This is a genomic window from Zobellia nedashkovskayae, from assembly GCF_015330125.1.
Lineage (GTDB): Bacteria > Bacteroidota > Bacteroidia > Flavobacteriales > Flavobacteriaceae > Zobellia > Zobellia nedashkovskayae.
In genome coordinates, this window is record NZ_JADDXR010000002.1 from 2,404,805 (window position 1) to 2,421,002 (window position 16,198).

Below are 16,198 nucleotides of genomic sequence, written 5' to 3' on the forward strand. Positions count from 1 at the left end.
TAAATAGCTGTAAAAAATAAATAAACGGATTCATCACGTATTATAAAAAATGATGAAGATACTATGAGTAATAACTCAAACATACCAGCAAGATATCTTAAACTTTCAGGTTTAGAACCTTTGGTACTCTCTGCTGAAAGCAATTTCGTGAATGTGGGAGAACGAACCAATGTTGCCGGTTCAAAGCGTTTTTTACGCCTCATTAAAGAACGAAAGTTCGAAGAAGCATTAGACGTTGCTAGAGATCAAGTAGAAGGTGGAGCCCAAATCATCGATATTAATATGGATGATGGTTTGATCGATGGTAAAGAAGCCATGGTCAAGTTTTTGAACCTGGTTATTGCTGAACCGGATATTTCTAGGGTGCCTATTATGATAGATAGCTCAAAATGGGATATTATTGAGGCAGGTCTTCAAGTGGTTCAGGGTAAGTGCGTGGTAAACTCCATCAGTTTAAAAGAAGGTGAAGAAGAATTTATCAATCACGCTAAATTAGTAAAGAGATACGGTGCAGCGGTTATTGTAATGGCGTTTGACGAAGTTGGTCAGGCCGATAATTATGATAGAAGAATTGAGATTTCTAAAAGATCTTATGATATACTAGTAGACCAAGTTGGTTTTGCACCGGAAGACATCATTTTTGACCTTAATATATTTCCTGTAGCAACAGGAATGGATGAGCATAAATTAAATGCCATCGATTTTATAAAAGCTACCAAATGGGTACGGGACAATTTGCCTCATGCTAGTATTAGTGGTGGGGTAAGTAATGTTTCGTTTTCGTTTAGGGGGAATAATCCCGTACGTGAGGCCATGCATTCTGTGTTCCTGTACCACGCTATTAAAGCAGGTATGAATATGGGTATTGTCAACCCAACCATGTTGGAGATTTATGATGACATTCCAAAGGATTTATTAGAGCGTGTAGAAGACGTAATTCTTAATCGTAGAGATGATGCTACGGAAAGGTTATTGGATTTTGCAGAATCTGTTGTGGGTAAGGCTAAAGAAAGCAAGGTAGATCTTTCATGGCGCGAGGAGCCTTTGCAGAATAGAATTACGAGAGCTTTAGTAAAAGGAGTAGATCAATTTATATTAGAAGATATTGAGGAGGCTCGTGTTGCAGCAGATAAGCCTATTGAGGTTATTGAAGGCAATTTAATGGCCGGTATGAACGTGGTAGGTGACCTTTTTGGAAGCGGAAAAATGTTTTTGCCGCAGGTGGTAAAATCGGCACGTGTAATGAAAAAAGCGGTTGCGTATTTGCTACCTTATATTGAAGAAGAAAAATTAAAAAACCCTCAGGTCGGAGACGATAAGGGGAATGGTAAGATTTTGATGGCCACTGTAAAAGGAGATGTTCATGATATTGGTAAAAATATTGTGAGCGTAGTTTTGGCCTGTAACAATTACGAAATTGTTGACTTAGGTGTCATGGTGCCACCAGAAAAAATAATTGCGGCGGCTATTGAGCATAATGTAGATGTAATTGGTCTTAGCGGACTTATTACACCTTCTCTTGATGAGATGGTGCATTTGGCTAAAGAGATGGAACGGAAGAACTTTAAACTGCCTTTGCTTATTGGTGGGGCAACTACCAGTAAGGCTCATACGGCAGTAAAAATCGATCCACAATATAGTGAGGCCGTTGTGCATGTAAACGATGCTTCAAGAGCGGTTACCGTAGTGGGTGATCTGTTGAAAAAAGAAACTTCGGCTACGTATAAAAAAACTATCAAAGAGGACTATGATGTTTTCAGAGAGAAGTTCTTGAGCCGTACTCAGAAGAAAGAATATAAAACTATTGAGGCCTCTAGGGATAATAGGTTTAAAATTGATTGGAACGCTACTGAAATTGTAAAGCCTAAGCAGTTAGGTATTCAAGTTATTGAAGAGGTAGACCTTGAAAAATTGGTTCCTTTTATAGATTGGACTCCATTTTTTAGAAGTTGGGAGCTACACGGTAAATATCCAGATATATTGTCGGATGAGATAGTTGGTGAACAGGCTACTGAGCTTTTTGCTGATGCAAAACAAATGTTGAATGATATTCTTAAGGGTAAGAAATTAACGGGCAAAGGGGTTTTTGGACTCTTTCCGGCCAATACCTTAGCCAATCATGATGACATTGAAGTAGATGTTGAGGATGGTCAGGAAACTAAAAAGTATACGTTTAGGACCTTACGCCAGCAATTAAAAAGACGTGAAGGTGTACCCGATTATGCCTTATCGGATTTTATTGCTCCAAAAGAAACGGGAAAGGAAGATTATGTAGGTTGTTTTTGTGTAACCACAGGTTTTGGTACCGATGAATTGGCCGATAAGTATCGCGAAAACTTAGATGATTACAATTCCATTTTAGTAAAAGCATTAAGTGATCGTTTGGCAGAAGCATTTGCTGAGTATTTGCACAAAGAGGTTAGGATTAAATATTGGGGCTACGCCGCTAATGAACATCTGAAAAATGACGAATTAATTGACGAAAAATACAAAGGTATTCGTCCTGCGCCAGGGTATCCGGCTTGTCCTGATCACCTAGAAAAGGTAACGCTTTGGGATATGCTTAAGGTAGAGGAACGAATAGGAGTAAAACTCACCGATAGTTTAGCCATGTGGCCTGCATCATCGGTTTCTGGATATTATTTTGGAAATGAGCAAGCTAGATATTTTGGTTTAGGTAAAATTAAGGAGGATCAAGTATCCGATTTTGCAGAAAGAAAAGGTATTACTCTGGAAAAGGCTACCAAGTGGTTGGCTCCCAATATTGCAGATGACTGATATGAAAAAATACATAGAGGTAAGCATGGGGAGTTTTAGGATTAGCCATGGTTATGACCAGAATAATAAGGAAATTGAGGAAAGAATTGTTGTAGAAGGTTTTTCTAAAAAGCTGGTAGCGGTGAATCGCATAAAATCGGTAAGCGAAAAATATATTTTGACCGATTATTTAGATGGCAGATGGATGTATTGGGAATACCTAGAAAGTTACGAAGAGGTGAAGCAAATGCTCACGGACGTATAATTAGTTTAAAGTAAAGAGAAGCGTTAGGGATAGCAGCGATATCTTTTTGAAGTCCATTTGGCTTTAAAAAATTTAGCGAATAGCCTGCTTGAACGCAATAAAATAGAGTAAAAATTAAATTTCCCATTTTAAAGGGCAGCATACATGAAAATAACGGACCACATAAAAAAAGCAAAGGACAAAACTTTATTTTCCTTTGAAATTATACCACCGGTTAAAGGGCACCAGATACAACAGCTTTACGATAACATTGATCCTTTAATGGAGTTCAATCCTCCGTTTATTGATGTGACTACTTCCCGTGAGGAGTACGTTTACTTGGAACGTGACGGATTGTTAGATAAAAAGCTGACACGTATGCGTCCTGGTACTGTGGGAATTTGTGCATCTATAAAACATAAGTATGATGTAGATACCGTGCCACACGTGCTTTGTGGTGGGTTTACGAAAGAGGAAACAGAGTATTTATTAGTGGATTGTCATTACTTAGGTATTGATAATATTATGGCATTGCGTGGTGATGCCATGAAAGATGAAAAATATTTTCAGCCAACAAAAGGCGGGCATGCTTATGCTGTAGACTTAGTAAAACAGGTACATGAATTAAACTGTGGTAATTATTTACACGATACGGTAGATAGTGATAATTGTGCAGATTTCTGTATTGGTGTGGCAGGATACCCTGAAAAACATTTGGAATCTCCTTCTTTAAAATCAGATTTAAGAAGACTGAAAGAAAAAGTAGATGCCGGTGCCGATTACGTAGTAACCCAGATGTTTTTTGATAACCAGAAGTATTTTGAGTTTGTAGACGCGGCCAAGAAAATGGGCATTACCATTCCTATTATACCGGGTATTAAGCCAATTGCAGTTAAAAGGCATTTGCAATTATTGCCACAGGTCTTTAGAATAGATTTGCCGCAGGACCTTATTGATGCTGTTGATGATTGCTCTTCTAACAAAGATGTGCGCAAGGTTGGAGTAGAATGGGCTATACAGCAGTCTAAAGAGTTGAAAGCTGCGGGCGTGCCCGTATTGCACTATTATTCAATGGGTAAATCTGATAATATTAAAGCGATTGCAGAGCAGCTTTTTTAGAAATACAAACGTTGTAAGAAAATATGGCCGAACCTTGGGTTTAAAATAACGAATAGTATTATTTTTGCGCTCCATGGGCCCAAGGGTGTTTTTATTTTTTCTGATGTGTGTTGGATATTGCTTTTCGCAAGAAACCGACAGACTTAACAGTTATACGTTTGAAGCGGACCAGTTTTACGGTTCCATTATCCTGCACAATCCGGATATTTCTCATTTAATTAAGGGTCACCCTGCGGGTCTTATATTGGCCTACAACAGAAAGACCTATGGTCTTGAAGAATGGCAACAGTTGTACAACTATCCAGACTTGGGAGGTTCCTTTATCTACCAAAACACCAACAGTTCTGTTCTGGGGGAGGCCTATGCTGTATATGCACATTTTAATTTTTACTTTTTAAAACGAAATCTTCAATTTAGAGTAGCGCAAGGTTTGGCATATATGACCAACCCTTATGACCGGGAGACCAATTTTAGGAACAATGCCTATGGTACTAGAATATTGAGCTCTAACTATGTAATGCTAAATTATCACAAAGAGAATATTTATAAGGGTCTAGGTTTTAAGGCCGGTATTTCTATTATGCATTTCTCAAATGCAAACGTAAAGGCACCTAATACCTCTACCAATACTTTTGCTTTTACTGCAGGATTGACATATACTTTAGAAGGTAAAGACACAGAATATATACTGCGAGAGAAGGTGAGGGTCACCGAGCCAATTAAATATAATCTTATTTTTAGAGCAGGAGTAAACCAAAGTGATAATATAGGTCATGGCCAGTATCCATTCTATATTTTCTCTGGTTATGCAGATAAGCGGTTAGGCCGTAGAAGTGCCATTCAGTTAGGTGCAGATGTTTTTTTTAGTAACTTTTTAAAGGAGCTCATAGAGTATCAAACCATTGCATTTCCAGAAAATAATATTGACCCAGATACCGATTTTAAACGGGTGGGCATCTTTGTAGGTCACGAACTTTTTATCAATAAACTTTCTATAGGAACCCAATTGGGTTACTATGTGTATTACCCTTTTGATTTTGAAGGAAAGGTATATAACCGTGTTAGTTTGAAACGTTATTTTGGAAAGAAAGTGTTTGGCGTTGTAAGCCTAAAGTCACATGGCGCTGCAGCGGAAGCTGTTGAATTTGGAATAGGCGTTAGATTGTAAAGTGGTACGAAATATGGTAAGAGAATTAAAAAACAGAGAAAGCAGAACCACACTTTTAGGTGTTGGTGCGGTTATGCGTATGTCTCGTTTTTTTGTAATGCTGTGTGGTATTGTTTTGTTCTTTTCGTGCAACGGAGAAAATGCTTCGGACTGTTTTCAGAATACGGGTGATATTGTTCGTGAAGAAGTCGCTGTTGATGATTTCACCAAGATTACGGTTTTTGAAAACGTTACGTTAATCGTAAAACAGGGAGCAGTACAGAAGGTTGAAATTGAGACCGGAAGTGTATTACGAAACGAAGTTACTGCAGAGGTTGTAGATGGACGTTTGCTTTTACGGGATACCAATGATTGCAATTACTTTAGAGATTATGGTGTTACAAAAATCTATGTAACCTCACCTAATATTACCGAGATACGTAGTAGTACAGGCTGGCCCATTACGAGTGATGGTGTCTTGGGATATTCACGGTTAACACTCTTGTCAGAAAGTTTTGCCGATCCAGAAGCGCAAACTACAGATGGGGAATTTGATTTAGAAGTAGACACTGAAACCTTGAGCGTAGTGGTGAATGGTATAGCTTATTTTAAATTGAAAGGTGCTACAGATAACTTAAGCTTGACTGTAGCAGCGGGAGACTCGCGAATTGATGCTGCAGATTTATTAGCTCAAAACGTGACACTAAATCACAGAGGCTCAAATGATATGTTCGTTAACCCGCAGCAGTCTATAAAAGGTGTAATTCGTGGAGTTGGTGATGTTTTTAGTTCAAACCAACCTGCGGAAGTTGATGTGGAAGAGTTGTATAAAGGGCGATTGGTGTTTGAGTAATTTCTTCTTAGCCAAAAGTTCTGTAAGTGAAATTGGTATGCGCACAGATGCAATCTGTAACTTTGCCCTGATCAAAAAGCGATATGAATCCGATTCTAAAATATATTAAAAACCTACTCGCAAAAAAGCACATTCTAGGTGATGAACCTTCACTGAACGGATTGGTTGCTGCCGATGTTCTTTTAACGGGCTTGGTCAAAGATGAAAAAGTTCCGGGGTTGGCAATTACCGTTTTAAAAAACGGAGAGCGTTACTTTCAAAAAGGATATGGGTTTGAAGATATGGAAAAGAAAACTTCCATAAATACTCAAACTTCGGTTTTTAGAATTGCCAGTGTTTCAAAACCTATTTCGGCTGCTGCCTTAGCACATATGGTAGCAGAAGGATTAATAGATTTGGATGCTTCTTTTTATACATATGTTCCGTATTACCCAAAAAAGAAAAACGACTTTACTATTCGTCAATTGGCAAGCCATACTGCGGGAATAAGAGGGTATAGAGGTACTGAGTATGGGCTTAATAAACCATATTCTATTAAGGAGAGTATTGAGCTTTTTAAGGATGATGAACTCCTTTTTAAACCGGGAACGGACTATCTCTACAATAGTTTTGACTGGGTTCTGATTTCTTTGGCAATGCAGGAGGCGAGCGGAGTGCCATTTGAAGAATATGTTAAAATGAAAGTCTTGCAGCCGTTGGGAATGGACCATACGTTTTGGCCTGACTTGTACTACGCTCAGTCTGGTCAACAAGAGGAACAACAATCAAATTCTGAATTAATTGAAGAATCAGGTCAAATTCAATTCAGTTTTGATGAGCAAGATGAGGAGCCTACTCCAGAAGCGCAGTCCATTTCTCATGAGAACAATGCAGCGTCAGCTCGATCGCAGTCGAGAGCAAGCGATGTGGTGACTTTCTACTCCAAAAACAGATTAGGATTTAGGAAGGCTATCCCCGTAGATAATTTCTACAAATTGGCGGGTGGTGGTTTTCTTTCTACAACAGAGGATATAGCCAAATTTGGGCAAGCTTATCTTGATGGTCAAGTTTTGAATAGTGCACTGCAAAACGAGTTTCTTACGGCTCAAAAGGTTAATGGTGCTTCTGTTTATTACGGTTTAGGGTGGCAAGTGAGTGAAGATTCAAAAGGAAGGCCTTTTTACGGTCATGTGGGTAATGGTGTTGGCGGGTACTCTAATTTCTTTGTATATCCTAAGGAACAAATGGTATTCTCTATTCTAACCAACTGTACAAATCCTAAAATCCAACCTGAACTAGATGAAATTATAAGCCATCTTATTTCTTCTGATGAAGCTATTCAGTAAGTTTTGGACTGGATTTTAATTCTAATACGTAAATAATTGATTCATCTGCTTTTCTCAGAGTTAAAGGGTTGACTACTGTGTTCAAATGATTTAGCTTTATAAAAAAAAGCTATGAAAAATTTAAAATTAATCATTTTAACTCTTGGATGCGGGCTTTTTGCCTTGACTATGACAGCACAGGAAATAACTTCATTCTCAGGAATGTGGGGTCCTGAATTTTATCAAGACAAAGATAAATTGACCTGGAAAGAAATTGACAAAATAATGTCCGAGAGCCAAGTCGCGCAAGTGAACTGGGAAAAATCCAAGAAACAAATGTTTGGAGGTATGATAGCCGGAGCTGCAAATTTTGGAACGGCAATTTGGTTCTTAGTGAATGAGAACGACCATAAGAGTGTAGTCGCACCTGCAATTGCTTTTGGAGGAACGGCAATCATTGGTTCTATTTTCTTTCACCATGCCATGAAAAACAAAAAAGAAGCAATATTGAACTATAATGATAGTGTTGGTAACGGAACTTCGTTCCGGATGGTGCCTGCTGTTAATGAAAATGGAGTAGGATTGGCTTTGAAGTTTTAATCAAACTCATCATATTCAAAAAACCTGAAGTCAATTTATGACTTCAGGTTTTTTTTGTTTAGATGTAAGTTCTGCTAAGAAGCTTTTAATATTTTTGGTGATAATGATAACGCTTATAAATATGATACAGCAAAGAAATGTTAGGTATTTCTTTTAATAAAAGGGTTCTGCAAGGAGCTTACTAAAAGTTTAGCGTAGTGCTCCATTAAAAATAAGAGATAAAGTAATATTGTATTTTTTTAACGAGTATGAGAACTATGGAATTCAAAATTAGGCCATAGTCTGACTGCGAGTTAGATATAAAATTGAAAAAAATGTGCTCTATCAGTTTATTTTTAAATTTAATTGTTACTTTAGCCGAAGTTTAAGTGTGTTATGACAAAGCAATTCTTTTTTAGCGGTTTTTATTTTTACTTCTTTTTTAAGAGAGGTATGGGACTGTTGTAAAATATTGCATGATATAAACAAATTAAAGTCCCGTGTAAAACGGGACTTTTTTTGTTCAATATCTATTCGGAATATCAGTTTAAAAATTTGTCATCACCAAGAAGAAAGTCAGTTATGAAATTAAAAGTAGCCATTCAGGGAATTAAGGGATCTAACCACCATCAAGTGGCTCGAGAGTATTTTGACGATAATGTGGATATGGTTGAATGCATGTCTTTTGATTTCTTGGTGGACCAACTACTGAAAAAAACGGCAGATATAGGAGTAATGGCTATTGAGAATTCCATAGCAGGCTCAATCATTCCCAATTACGCACTAGTTTATCATAAAGACTTACATATTGTAGGGGAGCATTACCTAAACATCCATCACAATTTGATGGTTTTAAAGGGGCAAAAAATATCCGATATAGAAGAGGTTCGTTCACACCCAATGGCATTACTGCAATGCAAGGAATTTTTTGGTGATTATCCGCATATTAAAATGGTGGAAGATGTAGATACGGCCGAAACTGCAAAGCGTATTCAGGACCAACAATTGACACATATTGCAGCAATAGCACCGGAAGTCGCGGCCAGTTTATATGATTTGGACATCGTAGCGGACAACATACAGACCATTCAAAATAATGCAACCCGTTTTATCATTGTAAAAACAAAAAATAAGGAGCTTCCAAAAGAGGAAATTAACAAAGCTTCGGTACGCTTCGTAACAGACCATAAACGCGGAAGTCTTGCGGCTGTGCTTAATGTCATGAGCGATTGCAGATTGAATTTGACAAAAATACAGTCGTTGCCCATAATAGAGACACCATGGAAGTATGCGTTTTTTGTGGACGTAACTTTTGAAGATTACAACAATTTTGACAAGGCAAAAGCACTGTTGAACATCATGGCTGAAGACTTTAAGGTATTGGGTGAATATAAAAATGCTAGAATATGATACGGACGGCTAATCGTTTACATACAGTTGAAGAATATTACTTCTCAAAGAAGCTTAGAGAGGTACGTGGTTTGATTGCCGAAGGAAGACCTGTTATCAATATGGGTATCGGTAGTCCTGACTTGGCTCCATCTGAATCAATAATTAAAAGCATTCAAGATGCCGTTTTAGAAAGTGGCGCGCATCAATACCAAAGTTATCAAGGTCTACCTGAATTACGTGAGGCCGTAGCTGACTTTTATAACTTAAAATTTGGAGTTACGCTAGATGCATCTACGGAGATTTTACCATTAATGGGCTCCAAAGAAGGTATTATGCATATTAGTATGGCTTTTTTAAATGAAGGCGATATAGCTTTAATTCCTAATCCAGGATACCCAACATATACGTCGGTTACAAAATTGGTAGGCGCAGAGGCTAAATATTATAACCTGACTGCAGAAAGCGGATGGTTCCCAGATTTGGAAGAATTACAAGAGCATGATTTAACTAAGGTGAAAATTATGTGGACGAGCTACCCACACATGCCAACTGGAGCAACGGCCACAAAGGCCCAGTTTAAAAAGTTGGTTGCTTTTGCGAAAAAGAATGATATTCTTTTGGTGAACGATAACCCGTACAGTTTTGTGCTGAATGATTCGCCAGCCAGTATTTTGGCTGTTGATGGGGCAAAAGATGTAGCGTTGGAGCTTAATTCTTTAAGTAAAACCTTTAACATGGCCGGTTGGCGTGTAGGTATGGTTTTAGGTAGTGCAGAACATATTAATGCGGTACTAAAGGTAAAAAGCAACATGGATTCCGGTATGTTTTACGGAATACAAAAAGGAGCCATTGAGGCACTGAAAAGTGGTCAAGAGTGGTTTGATAAGTTGAATGAGCTATATAGTTCTAGGAGAGCATTAATGTACCAATTAGCGGACAAGTTAAATTGTACGTACGATGCTGATGCTGTTGGGATGTTTATTTGGGCAAAATTGCCGGAAGGAAGCAAATCTGCCGAAGAATTTATAGATGAGGTATTGTATGAAAAGAATCTTTTCATTACGCCAGGAACTATTTTCGGAAGTAATGGCGAAGGATATATTCGTTTCTCATTATGTGTGACAGAAGATAAAATTAAAGAAGCAATTAGTCGGTTTTAGACAGGCGAATTATAGTTGATAAAATGAACGTTTTTATAATTGGTGTTGGGTTAATAGGCGGTTCTTTCGCAAAGGACATCAAACGTCTACGTCCAGAGAGCAAAATTTACGGGGTAGATACAAGTGCTTCGCATATAAAGGAAGCATTAGATTTAGGTGTAATAGATTTAGAATCGAGTTATGCAGACTTGGGTCTTGCAGATATGGTTATTGTGAGTATTCCTGTAGATGTAATGATTACAGAGCTTCCAAAAATATTGGATGCAGTAAATGATAATTGCGTGGTTTTTGATGGTGGATCTACAAAAAGTTTGATTTGTAAAACATTAGATTCACATCCAAAGCGCAGAAATTATTTAGCAGCGCATCCTATTGCGGGTACCGAGCATTCAGGTCCCACGGCAGCTATTGAAAATTTATATGTAGGTAAGACCAATATTATTTGCGAGGTAGAAAAAACGGCTTTTAAACTTCAAGAAAGGGCTCTAGAGCTTTTTCAAGAGATAGGAATGCGTATTCGTTATATGAATCCAGAAGCACATGATAAGCACATTGCATACGTGTCTCATTTGTCACACATCAGCTCTTTTATGTTGGGAAAGACCGTAATTGATAAAGAGAGAAATGAACGTGATATTTTTGACATGGCGGGCAGTGGTTTTGAGAGCACGGTTAGGTTAGCAAAGAGTTCACCGGCCATGTGGACGCCTATTTTTGAACAGAATAAAGAGAATGTGGTCGAAACTTTGACCGAATATATACAAAACCTACAGGAGTTTAAACACCTGCTGGAAAAAGGAGATTACACGGGAATTTTTAACGAAATGAACGACACTAATAAAATAAAGGAAATTTTAAACGGAATACCACTAAACAAGAAGTAATGGAGAATTCAAAAGAAATGAGAACATGGTTGGATGATATGGGTTTAGACCATCCACTAGTAATAGCAGGGCCATGTAGTGCTGAAACCGAGGAACAAGTGTTGCGTATTGCGCACGAGTTAAAAGATACCGATGTAAATTACTACAGAGCGGGTATCTGGAAACCAAGAACACGACCAGGTAACTTTGAAGGTGTTGGCGCACTTGGTTTAAAGTGGTTGCAAAAAGTTAAGGCAGAGACAGGTTTGAAAACGGCAACAGAAGTTGCTAACCGCGCGCATGTAGAGTTGGCATTAGAGCACGATGTAGATTTGTTGTGGGTTGGCGCACGTTCAACTGTGAGTCCATTTATCATGCAAGAATTAGCAGATGCCTTAGAAGGTACTGATAAGATTGTATTGGTGAAAAATCCGGTTAACCCAGATTTAGCTTTATGGTTAGGTGGTATAGAGCGTTTACATACCGCTGGAATCAAAAAATTAGGAGCTATTCATAGGGGTTTCTCTACCTATGAGAAAACAAAGTACAGAAACATTCCTGAATGGCAATTGGCTATTGAGTTTCAAAATAAATTTCCTGATTTACCATTGATTAGTGATCCTTCACATATTACCGGTAATCGCGACATGATTTTTGATGTTTCGCAAACTGCATTAGATTTAAACTTTGATGGTTTAATGATCGAGACTCATTTTGACCCTGACAATGCTTGGAGTGATGCTGCTCAGCAAGTAACACCAGCAAAATTGGTGCAAATCATGAGGGATCTAAAAATCAGAAAAGAAACTGATAGTGAAGCAGAATACAATGCTAAGTTGAGCAATTTAAGAGCTCAGATAGATATTCTTGATAATCAGTTGATCGAGGCTATGGGCAAACGTATGAAAGTTTCAGATGGTATTGGTGAGTTGAAAAAACAAAAGAACGTAGCAGTGCTACAATCTAACCGATGGAACCAAATTCTTGGTGCTATGATTCTTGAAGGGGAATCAAAAGGATTGAGCGAAGAATTTATTCTTAAGATGTTTAAGGCCATTCACCAAGAATCTATCAATCATCAAGAGAAGATTGTAAACGGCTAGTATTAGTTATATACACATTTATTAAACACGGCTTATCTTTTGATGAGCCGTGTTTTTTTATGGAGGAATATGATTTTTTCGATTTAAATATACTTCAATGAAACTATTTTAGAAATGTTATTGGGAGTTTACGGGAACTAGATGAAATCAACAAAACCTTATAACAACCTAATGAAGGCCATGTTTAGCATAAAAAAGCGTTATTTTGCACTCTACTTGAAAACCAAGTAACTGCATGAAAGGAATCGTATATAAATCTACTGGGAGTTGGTATACCGTAAAAGCACAAGATGGTGAATATTACGAATGCCGTATTAAGGGAAAATTCAGGATTCAGGGTATAAAAAGTACGAATCCTATTGCAGTTGGCGACACAGTGGCGTTTGAGATAGAACAATTAGGTGATGCTACTGTAGGAACCATTCATAGCATTGATGACCGTAAGAATTACATCATTCGGAAATCCGTAAACCTTTCAAAACAAACGCATATTATTGCGGCCAACTTAGATCAAGTATTTTTGCTTGTTACTTTAAATAACCCAACAACCCACACTGTTTTTATTGACCGTTTCTTGGCTACTGCCGAAGCTTATGATATTCCTGCTGTTTTACTATTTAACAAAGTAGATAGCTACGCTATTGAAGAGTTGGCAGAGATTAAGTACTTGGCAGAGCTGTATAGAAAAATAGGTTATACCTGTGTTGGTATTTCGGCGAAGTCCGGTAAAAATGTAGACAAGGTAAAAGAAATGATGCTTGGTAAAACAAGTATGTTTGCAGGTCATTCGGGTGCAGGTAAATCTACATTAGTGAACACCCTAGAGCCTAAACTTGACATAAAAACTAAGGAAATTTCTGGGCAACATCTGCAAGGTCAACATACTACAACGTTTGCCGAAATGTTTGATTTAGATTTTGGTGCTCGTATTATAGATACACCGGGTATTAAAGGTTTTGGTATCGTTGATATGAAAAAGGAGGAAATAGGAGATTACTTTCCTGAATTCTTCAAACTCAAAGGGAATTGTAAGTTTAATAACTGCTTACATATAGACGAACCCAAATGTGCGGTAAAAGATGCGTTGGAGAATGATGAAGTAGCTTGGAGCCGTTACCGAAGTTATGTGCAAATGATAACCGGCGATGATGAGAATTACAGGGTTGATATTCATGACGTTAAAAAATAGCATTTAGAAGAATTAGAAATACCAGATTAAGAGCAATGCGAGCCATTATTCAGCGAGTTTCAAGAGCCAGTGTAACAGTAGACGGCAAAATAATTTCAGAAATACAAAACGGACTTCTAATATTACTGGGCATTGAAGATGCAGACGGTCAAGAAGATATTGAATGGCTATCTCGCAAAATCGTAAATCTTAGAATATTTAGTGATGCTGATGGTGTCATGAACGAATCGCTTATGAATAATGGGGGAGATGCCATTGTTGTAAGTCAGTTTACATTGCATGCCGCTGTTAAAAAAGGCAATAGACCCTCGTATATAAAAGCATCAAAACCTGATATTGCTATTCCTTTATATGAAAAGTTTATAGCGCAGGTAGAAATAGATTTAGGCAAGAAAATCGGTACCGGTATTTTTGGAGCAGATATGAAGATAGATTTGTTAAACGATGGCCCGGTTACTATTGCAATAGATACAAAAAACAGGGAATAACGTCGTTTCGTCGATTTTTTTCTTCGCTTTGTAAGAAAAATATGTGTTTTACGTTGGATTTTCACAACCAAAACCAATCAATGCGACTATCGTTATTATTCTCTCTACTATTCTTGAGCTCTCTTTCCTATGCGCAAGAATTAAAATACAATTCCCTTTTTATTAATAAAGTTTTAACGGAAAACGCAAATGCCGTTGTTCGTCTAGATCAATTAGATGTTGAGATTCTGTCTCAACAAAAAATGACCGTTAAAAACAAACAGGTTATTACGGTGTTAAATAAACTAGGCAATCGTAATGCTCGAACTGGTCTGGGATATGATAGTTCAAAGAAAATAAAGAGCATGAATATCGTGGTCTACGATGCAGTTGGCAACGAGATTGAAAAAATCAAGAAAAAGGATTTTAAAGACGTAAATGCCGTAGATGGTTTTTCACTGTATATTGACTATCGCAAACTGTACTATAATTACACTCCTATAAGTTATCCATACACTATAGAATTTAATTATGAATACGAAACATCTGATACCGGGTCTATTCCCTCTTGGTATTTTTTAAGCGGATTTACAGTAAGTGTTGAAAAAAGTCATTATTCTATAGTTTATGCGGATGCAGGTCAAAAACCCGTAATTTATGAAAAAAATCTAGAGAGTTTAGAATTTGATAAAAAGGAAACAAATAATTCTATAACCTACACGGCCCAAACTATTCCGGCTATGAAAAGGGAAGGTATGAGTCCGTCTTTTGAGAAAATCAGTCCTAAGTTAATGGCTCGGATACCTAATTTTCATTATAAAGGATTTGATGCATCTATTAGTAACTGGAAGGATATGGGGTCTTGGGTGGATAATAACCTTTTATCAGGTAGAGATGAACTTAGTCCGCAAACTGTAGCAAAAGCGAAGGCGTTGGTTTTGGGGGTAGATGATGATCTTGAAAAAGCGAAAATCATTTATAAATACGTTCAGGATAATACAAGATACATTAGCGTCCAAATTGGTATTGGCGGCCTACAGCCCATTTCGGCAATTGAGGTAGATAAAGTAAAGTATGGTGATTGCAAAGGTCTTTCTAACTATACTAAAGCACTTTTAAAAGAAGTGGGGGTTACATCCTATTACGCTGTCGTGCAAGCCGGAGGAGATAAAGTTGATTTTGAAGATGATTTTGCTGATTTAGCCCAGGGCAATCATATTATTTTAGCCATCCCATATAATGAAACTTACTACTGGGTAGATTGTACATCCCAGATTCTCCCGTTTGGATATATTGGGACTTTTACAGACGATAGAAAAGTGATGATTGTAAAACCCGAGGGAGGCGACATCGTAACAACCACGGCTTACGTTAATGAAGATAATTATCAATCTATTATGGCATCATATGAATTAAAGCCTGATGGTAGTATTTCCGGCAAAACACATCTTGTGACAAAAGGAAGCCAGTATAACGCGCATTTTAGGTTAAAGGAAAAAATGGATGAGGATATTGTAAAGCAGTTTAAGAGTAGGTGGAGTTCCATTAACAACCTAGCTGTTGCAAACTATCATTTTGATAACAATACAAACGATGTAGTCTTTACTGAAGACATTTCCCTTAGTGCATCAAACTATGCTTCAATTAGTGGAGATAGAATTCTATTTACCGCAAATGCGTTTAATAATCAAAATGTTGTACCTGATCGTTATCGTAATAGAAAATTGCCTTTTGAAATTCAAAGAGGTTTTTTAGATGAAGATATTTTTACAATACAACTTCCTACAGGGTACATAGTAGAGGCGCTGCCAAACGCTAAGGAAATTGAAAATGAATTTGGCACGTATTCCGTAAGTTTTGAGCAGAATACAGATAATCATTCTGTGAAATTAAAAAGAAGATTTTTGCTTAAAAAAGGGTATTACCCAAAGGATAAATATAAAGAATATCGCGATTTTAGAAAAGAAATTGCAAGTGCGGATAACGCACAGATTGTTCTTCTTAAAAAATAACCAAACCTC

Annotated in this window: 14 protein-coding genes; all 14 read left to right on the forward strand. The window is 37.4% G+C overall.

Annotation, left to right across the window (positions count from 1 at the left end):
- Positions 1–63 precede the first annotated feature (63 nt).
- The 14 genes from metH to IWB64_RS10105 all read left to right on the forward strand — a co-directional run bounded on the left by metH (position 64) and on the right by IWB64_RS10105 (position 16,189).
- Positions 64–2,778 carry a methionine synthase gene (metH, locus tag IWB64_RS10040; RefSeq protein ID WP_194533878.1) on the forward strand — a complete coding sequence of 905 codons (2,715 nt, stop codon included), beginning with the start codon at positions 64–66 and terminating at the stop codon, positions 2,776–2,778.
- A 1-nt stretch (position 2,779) separates the two neighbouring features.
- A complete protein-coding gene (locus tag IWB64_RS10045) occupies positions 2,780–3,022 on the forward strand; it encodes a hypothetical protein (protein WP_194533879.1) in 243 nt (80 codons plus the stop codon).
- Positions 3,023–3,166: 144 nt separating this feature from the next.
- Positions 3,167–4,120, forward strand: coding sequence for a methylenetetrahydrofolate reductase [NAD(P)H] (gene metF / locus IWB64_RS10050; RefSeq protein ID WP_194533880.1), 954 nt, complete (start codon positions 3,167–3,169; stop codon positions 4,118–4,120).
- Positions 4,121–4,223: 103 nt separating this feature from the next.
- Positions 4,224–5,288, forward strand: a complete 1,065-nt coding sequence (locus IWB64_RS10055) for an acyloxyacyl hydrolase (protein ID WP_226975851.1) — start codon at positions 4,224–4,226, stop codon at positions 5,286–5,288.
- Between the two features lie 13 nt (positions 5,289–5,301).
- Positions 5,302–6,120: a head GIN domain-containing protein gene (locus IWB64_RS10060; protein WP_226975852.1), complete on the forward strand. Its 819-nt coding sequence runs from the start codon at positions 5,302–5,304 to the stop codon at positions 6,118–6,120.
- Between the two features lie 83 nt (positions 6,121–6,203).
- A complete protein-coding gene (locus IWB64_RS10065) occupies positions 6,204–7,445 on the forward strand; it encodes a serine hydrolase domain-containing protein (RefSeq protein ID WP_194533881.1) in 1,242 nt (413 codons plus the stop codon).
- 111 nt (positions 7,446–7,556) lie between these two features.
- Positions 7,557–8,024: a hypothetical protein gene (locus IWB64_RS10070; RefSeq protein ID WP_194533882.1), complete on the forward strand. Its 468-nt coding sequence runs from the start codon at positions 7,557–7,559 to the stop codon at positions 8,022–8,024.
- A gap of 561 nt (positions 8,025–8,585) precedes the next feature.
- Positions 8,586–9,413, forward strand: coding sequence for a prephenate dehydratase (locus tag IWB64_RS10075; protein ID WP_194533883.1), 828 nt, complete (start codon positions 8,586–8,588; stop codon positions 9,411–9,413).
- Positions 9,410–10,555, forward strand: coding sequence for a pyridoxal phosphate-dependent aminotransferase (locus tag IWB64_RS10080; protein WP_194533884.1), 1,146 nt, complete (start codon positions 9,410–9,412; stop codon positions 10,553–10,555). The genes IWB64_RS10075 and IWB64_RS10080 overlap by 4 nt, the downstream gene beginning before the upstream one ends.
- 23 nt (positions 10,556–10,578) lie before the next feature.
- On the forward strand, positions 10,579–11,439 hold the full coding sequence (locus tag IWB64_RS10085; RefSeq protein ID WP_194533885.1) for a prephenate dehydrogenase: 861 nt from the start codon (positions 10,579–10,581) through the stop codon (positions 11,437–11,439).
- Positions 11,439–12,521, forward strand: a complete 1,083-nt coding sequence (locus IWB64_RS10090; protein WP_194533886.1) for a bifunctional 3-deoxy-7-phosphoheptulonate synthase/chorismate mutase type II — start codon at positions 11,439–11,441, stop codon at positions 12,519–12,521. The genes IWB64_RS10085 and IWB64_RS10090 overlap by 1 nt, the downstream gene beginning before the upstream one ends.
- A gap of 235 nt (positions 12,522–12,756) precedes the next feature.
- Complete coding sequence (rsgA, locus tag IWB64_RS10095) at positions 12,757–13,710, forward strand: ribosome small subunit-dependent GTPase A (RefSeq protein WP_194533887.1); 954 nt, start codon at positions 12,757–12,759, stop codon at positions 13,708–13,710.
- Positions 13,711–13,745: 35 nt separating this feature from the next.
- On the forward strand, positions 13,746–14,198 hold the full coding sequence (gene dtd / locus IWB64_RS10100; RefSeq protein ID WP_194533888.1) for a D-aminoacyl-tRNA deacylase: 453 nt from the start codon (positions 13,746–13,748) through the stop codon (positions 14,196–14,198).
- An 80-nt stretch (positions 14,199–14,278) separates the two neighbouring features.
- Complete coding sequence (locus tag IWB64_RS10105) at positions 14,279–16,189, forward strand: DUF3857 domain-containing transglutaminase family protein (RefSeq protein ID WP_194533889.1); 1,911 nt, start codon at positions 14,279–14,281, stop codon at positions 16,187–16,189.
- The last annotated feature ends 9 nt before the right edge of the window (positions 16,190–16,198 follow it).

Bases quoted from the DNA above. Each gene is read 5' to 3' on its own strand.
- metH (WP_194533878.1), top strand. From the start codon at position 64: ATGAGTAATAACTCAAACATACCAGCAAGATATCTTAAACTTTCAGGT.
- IWB64_RS10045 (WP_194533879.1), top strand. From the start codon at position 2,780: ATGAAAAAATACATAGAGGTAAGCATGGGGAGTTTTAGGATTAGCCAT.
- metF (WP_194533880.1), top strand. From the start codon at position 3,167: ATGAAAATAACGGACCACATAAAAAAAGCAAAGGACAAAACTTTATTT.
- IWB64_RS10055 (WP_226975851.1), top strand. From the start codon at position 4,224: ATGTGTGTTGGATATTGCTTTTCGCAAGAAACCGACAGACTTAACAGT.
- IWB64_RS10060 (WP_226975852.1), top strand. From the start codon at position 5,302: ATGGTAAGAGAATTAAAAAACAGAGAAAGCAGAACCACACTTTTAGGT.
- IWB64_RS10065 (WP_194533881.1), top strand. From the start codon at position 6,204: ATGAATCCGATTCTAAAATATATTAAAAACCTACTCGCAAAAAAGCAC.
- IWB64_RS10070 (WP_194533882.1), top strand. From the start codon at position 7,557: ATGAAAAATTTAAAATTAATCATTTTAACTCTTGGATGCGGGCTTTTT.
- IWB64_RS10075 (WP_194533883.1), top strand. From the start codon at position 8,586: ATGAAATTAAAAGTAGCCATTCAGGGAATTAAGGGATCTAACCACCAT.
- IWB64_RS10080 (WP_194533884.1), top strand. From the start codon at position 9,410: ATGATACGGACGGCTAATCGTTTACATACAGTTGAAGAATATTACTTC.
- IWB64_RS10085 (WP_194533885.1), top strand. From the start codon at position 10,579: ATGAACGTTTTTATAATTGGTGTTGGGTTAATAGGCGGTTCTTTCGCA.
- IWB64_RS10090 (WP_194533886.1), top strand. From the start codon at position 11,439: ATGGAGAATTCAAAAGAAATGAGAACATGGTTGGATGATATGGGTTTA.
- rsgA (WP_194533887.1), top strand. From the start codon at position 12,757: ATGAAAGGAATCGTATATAAATCTACTGGGAGTTGGTATACCGTAAAA.
- dtd (WP_194533888.1), top strand. From the start codon at position 13,746: ATGCGAGCCATTATTCAGCGAGTTTCAAGAGCCAGTGTAACAGTAGAC.
- IWB64_RS10105 (WP_194533889.1), top strand. From the start codon at position 14,279: ATGCGACTATCGTTATTATTCTCTCTACTATTCTTGAGCTCTCTTTCC.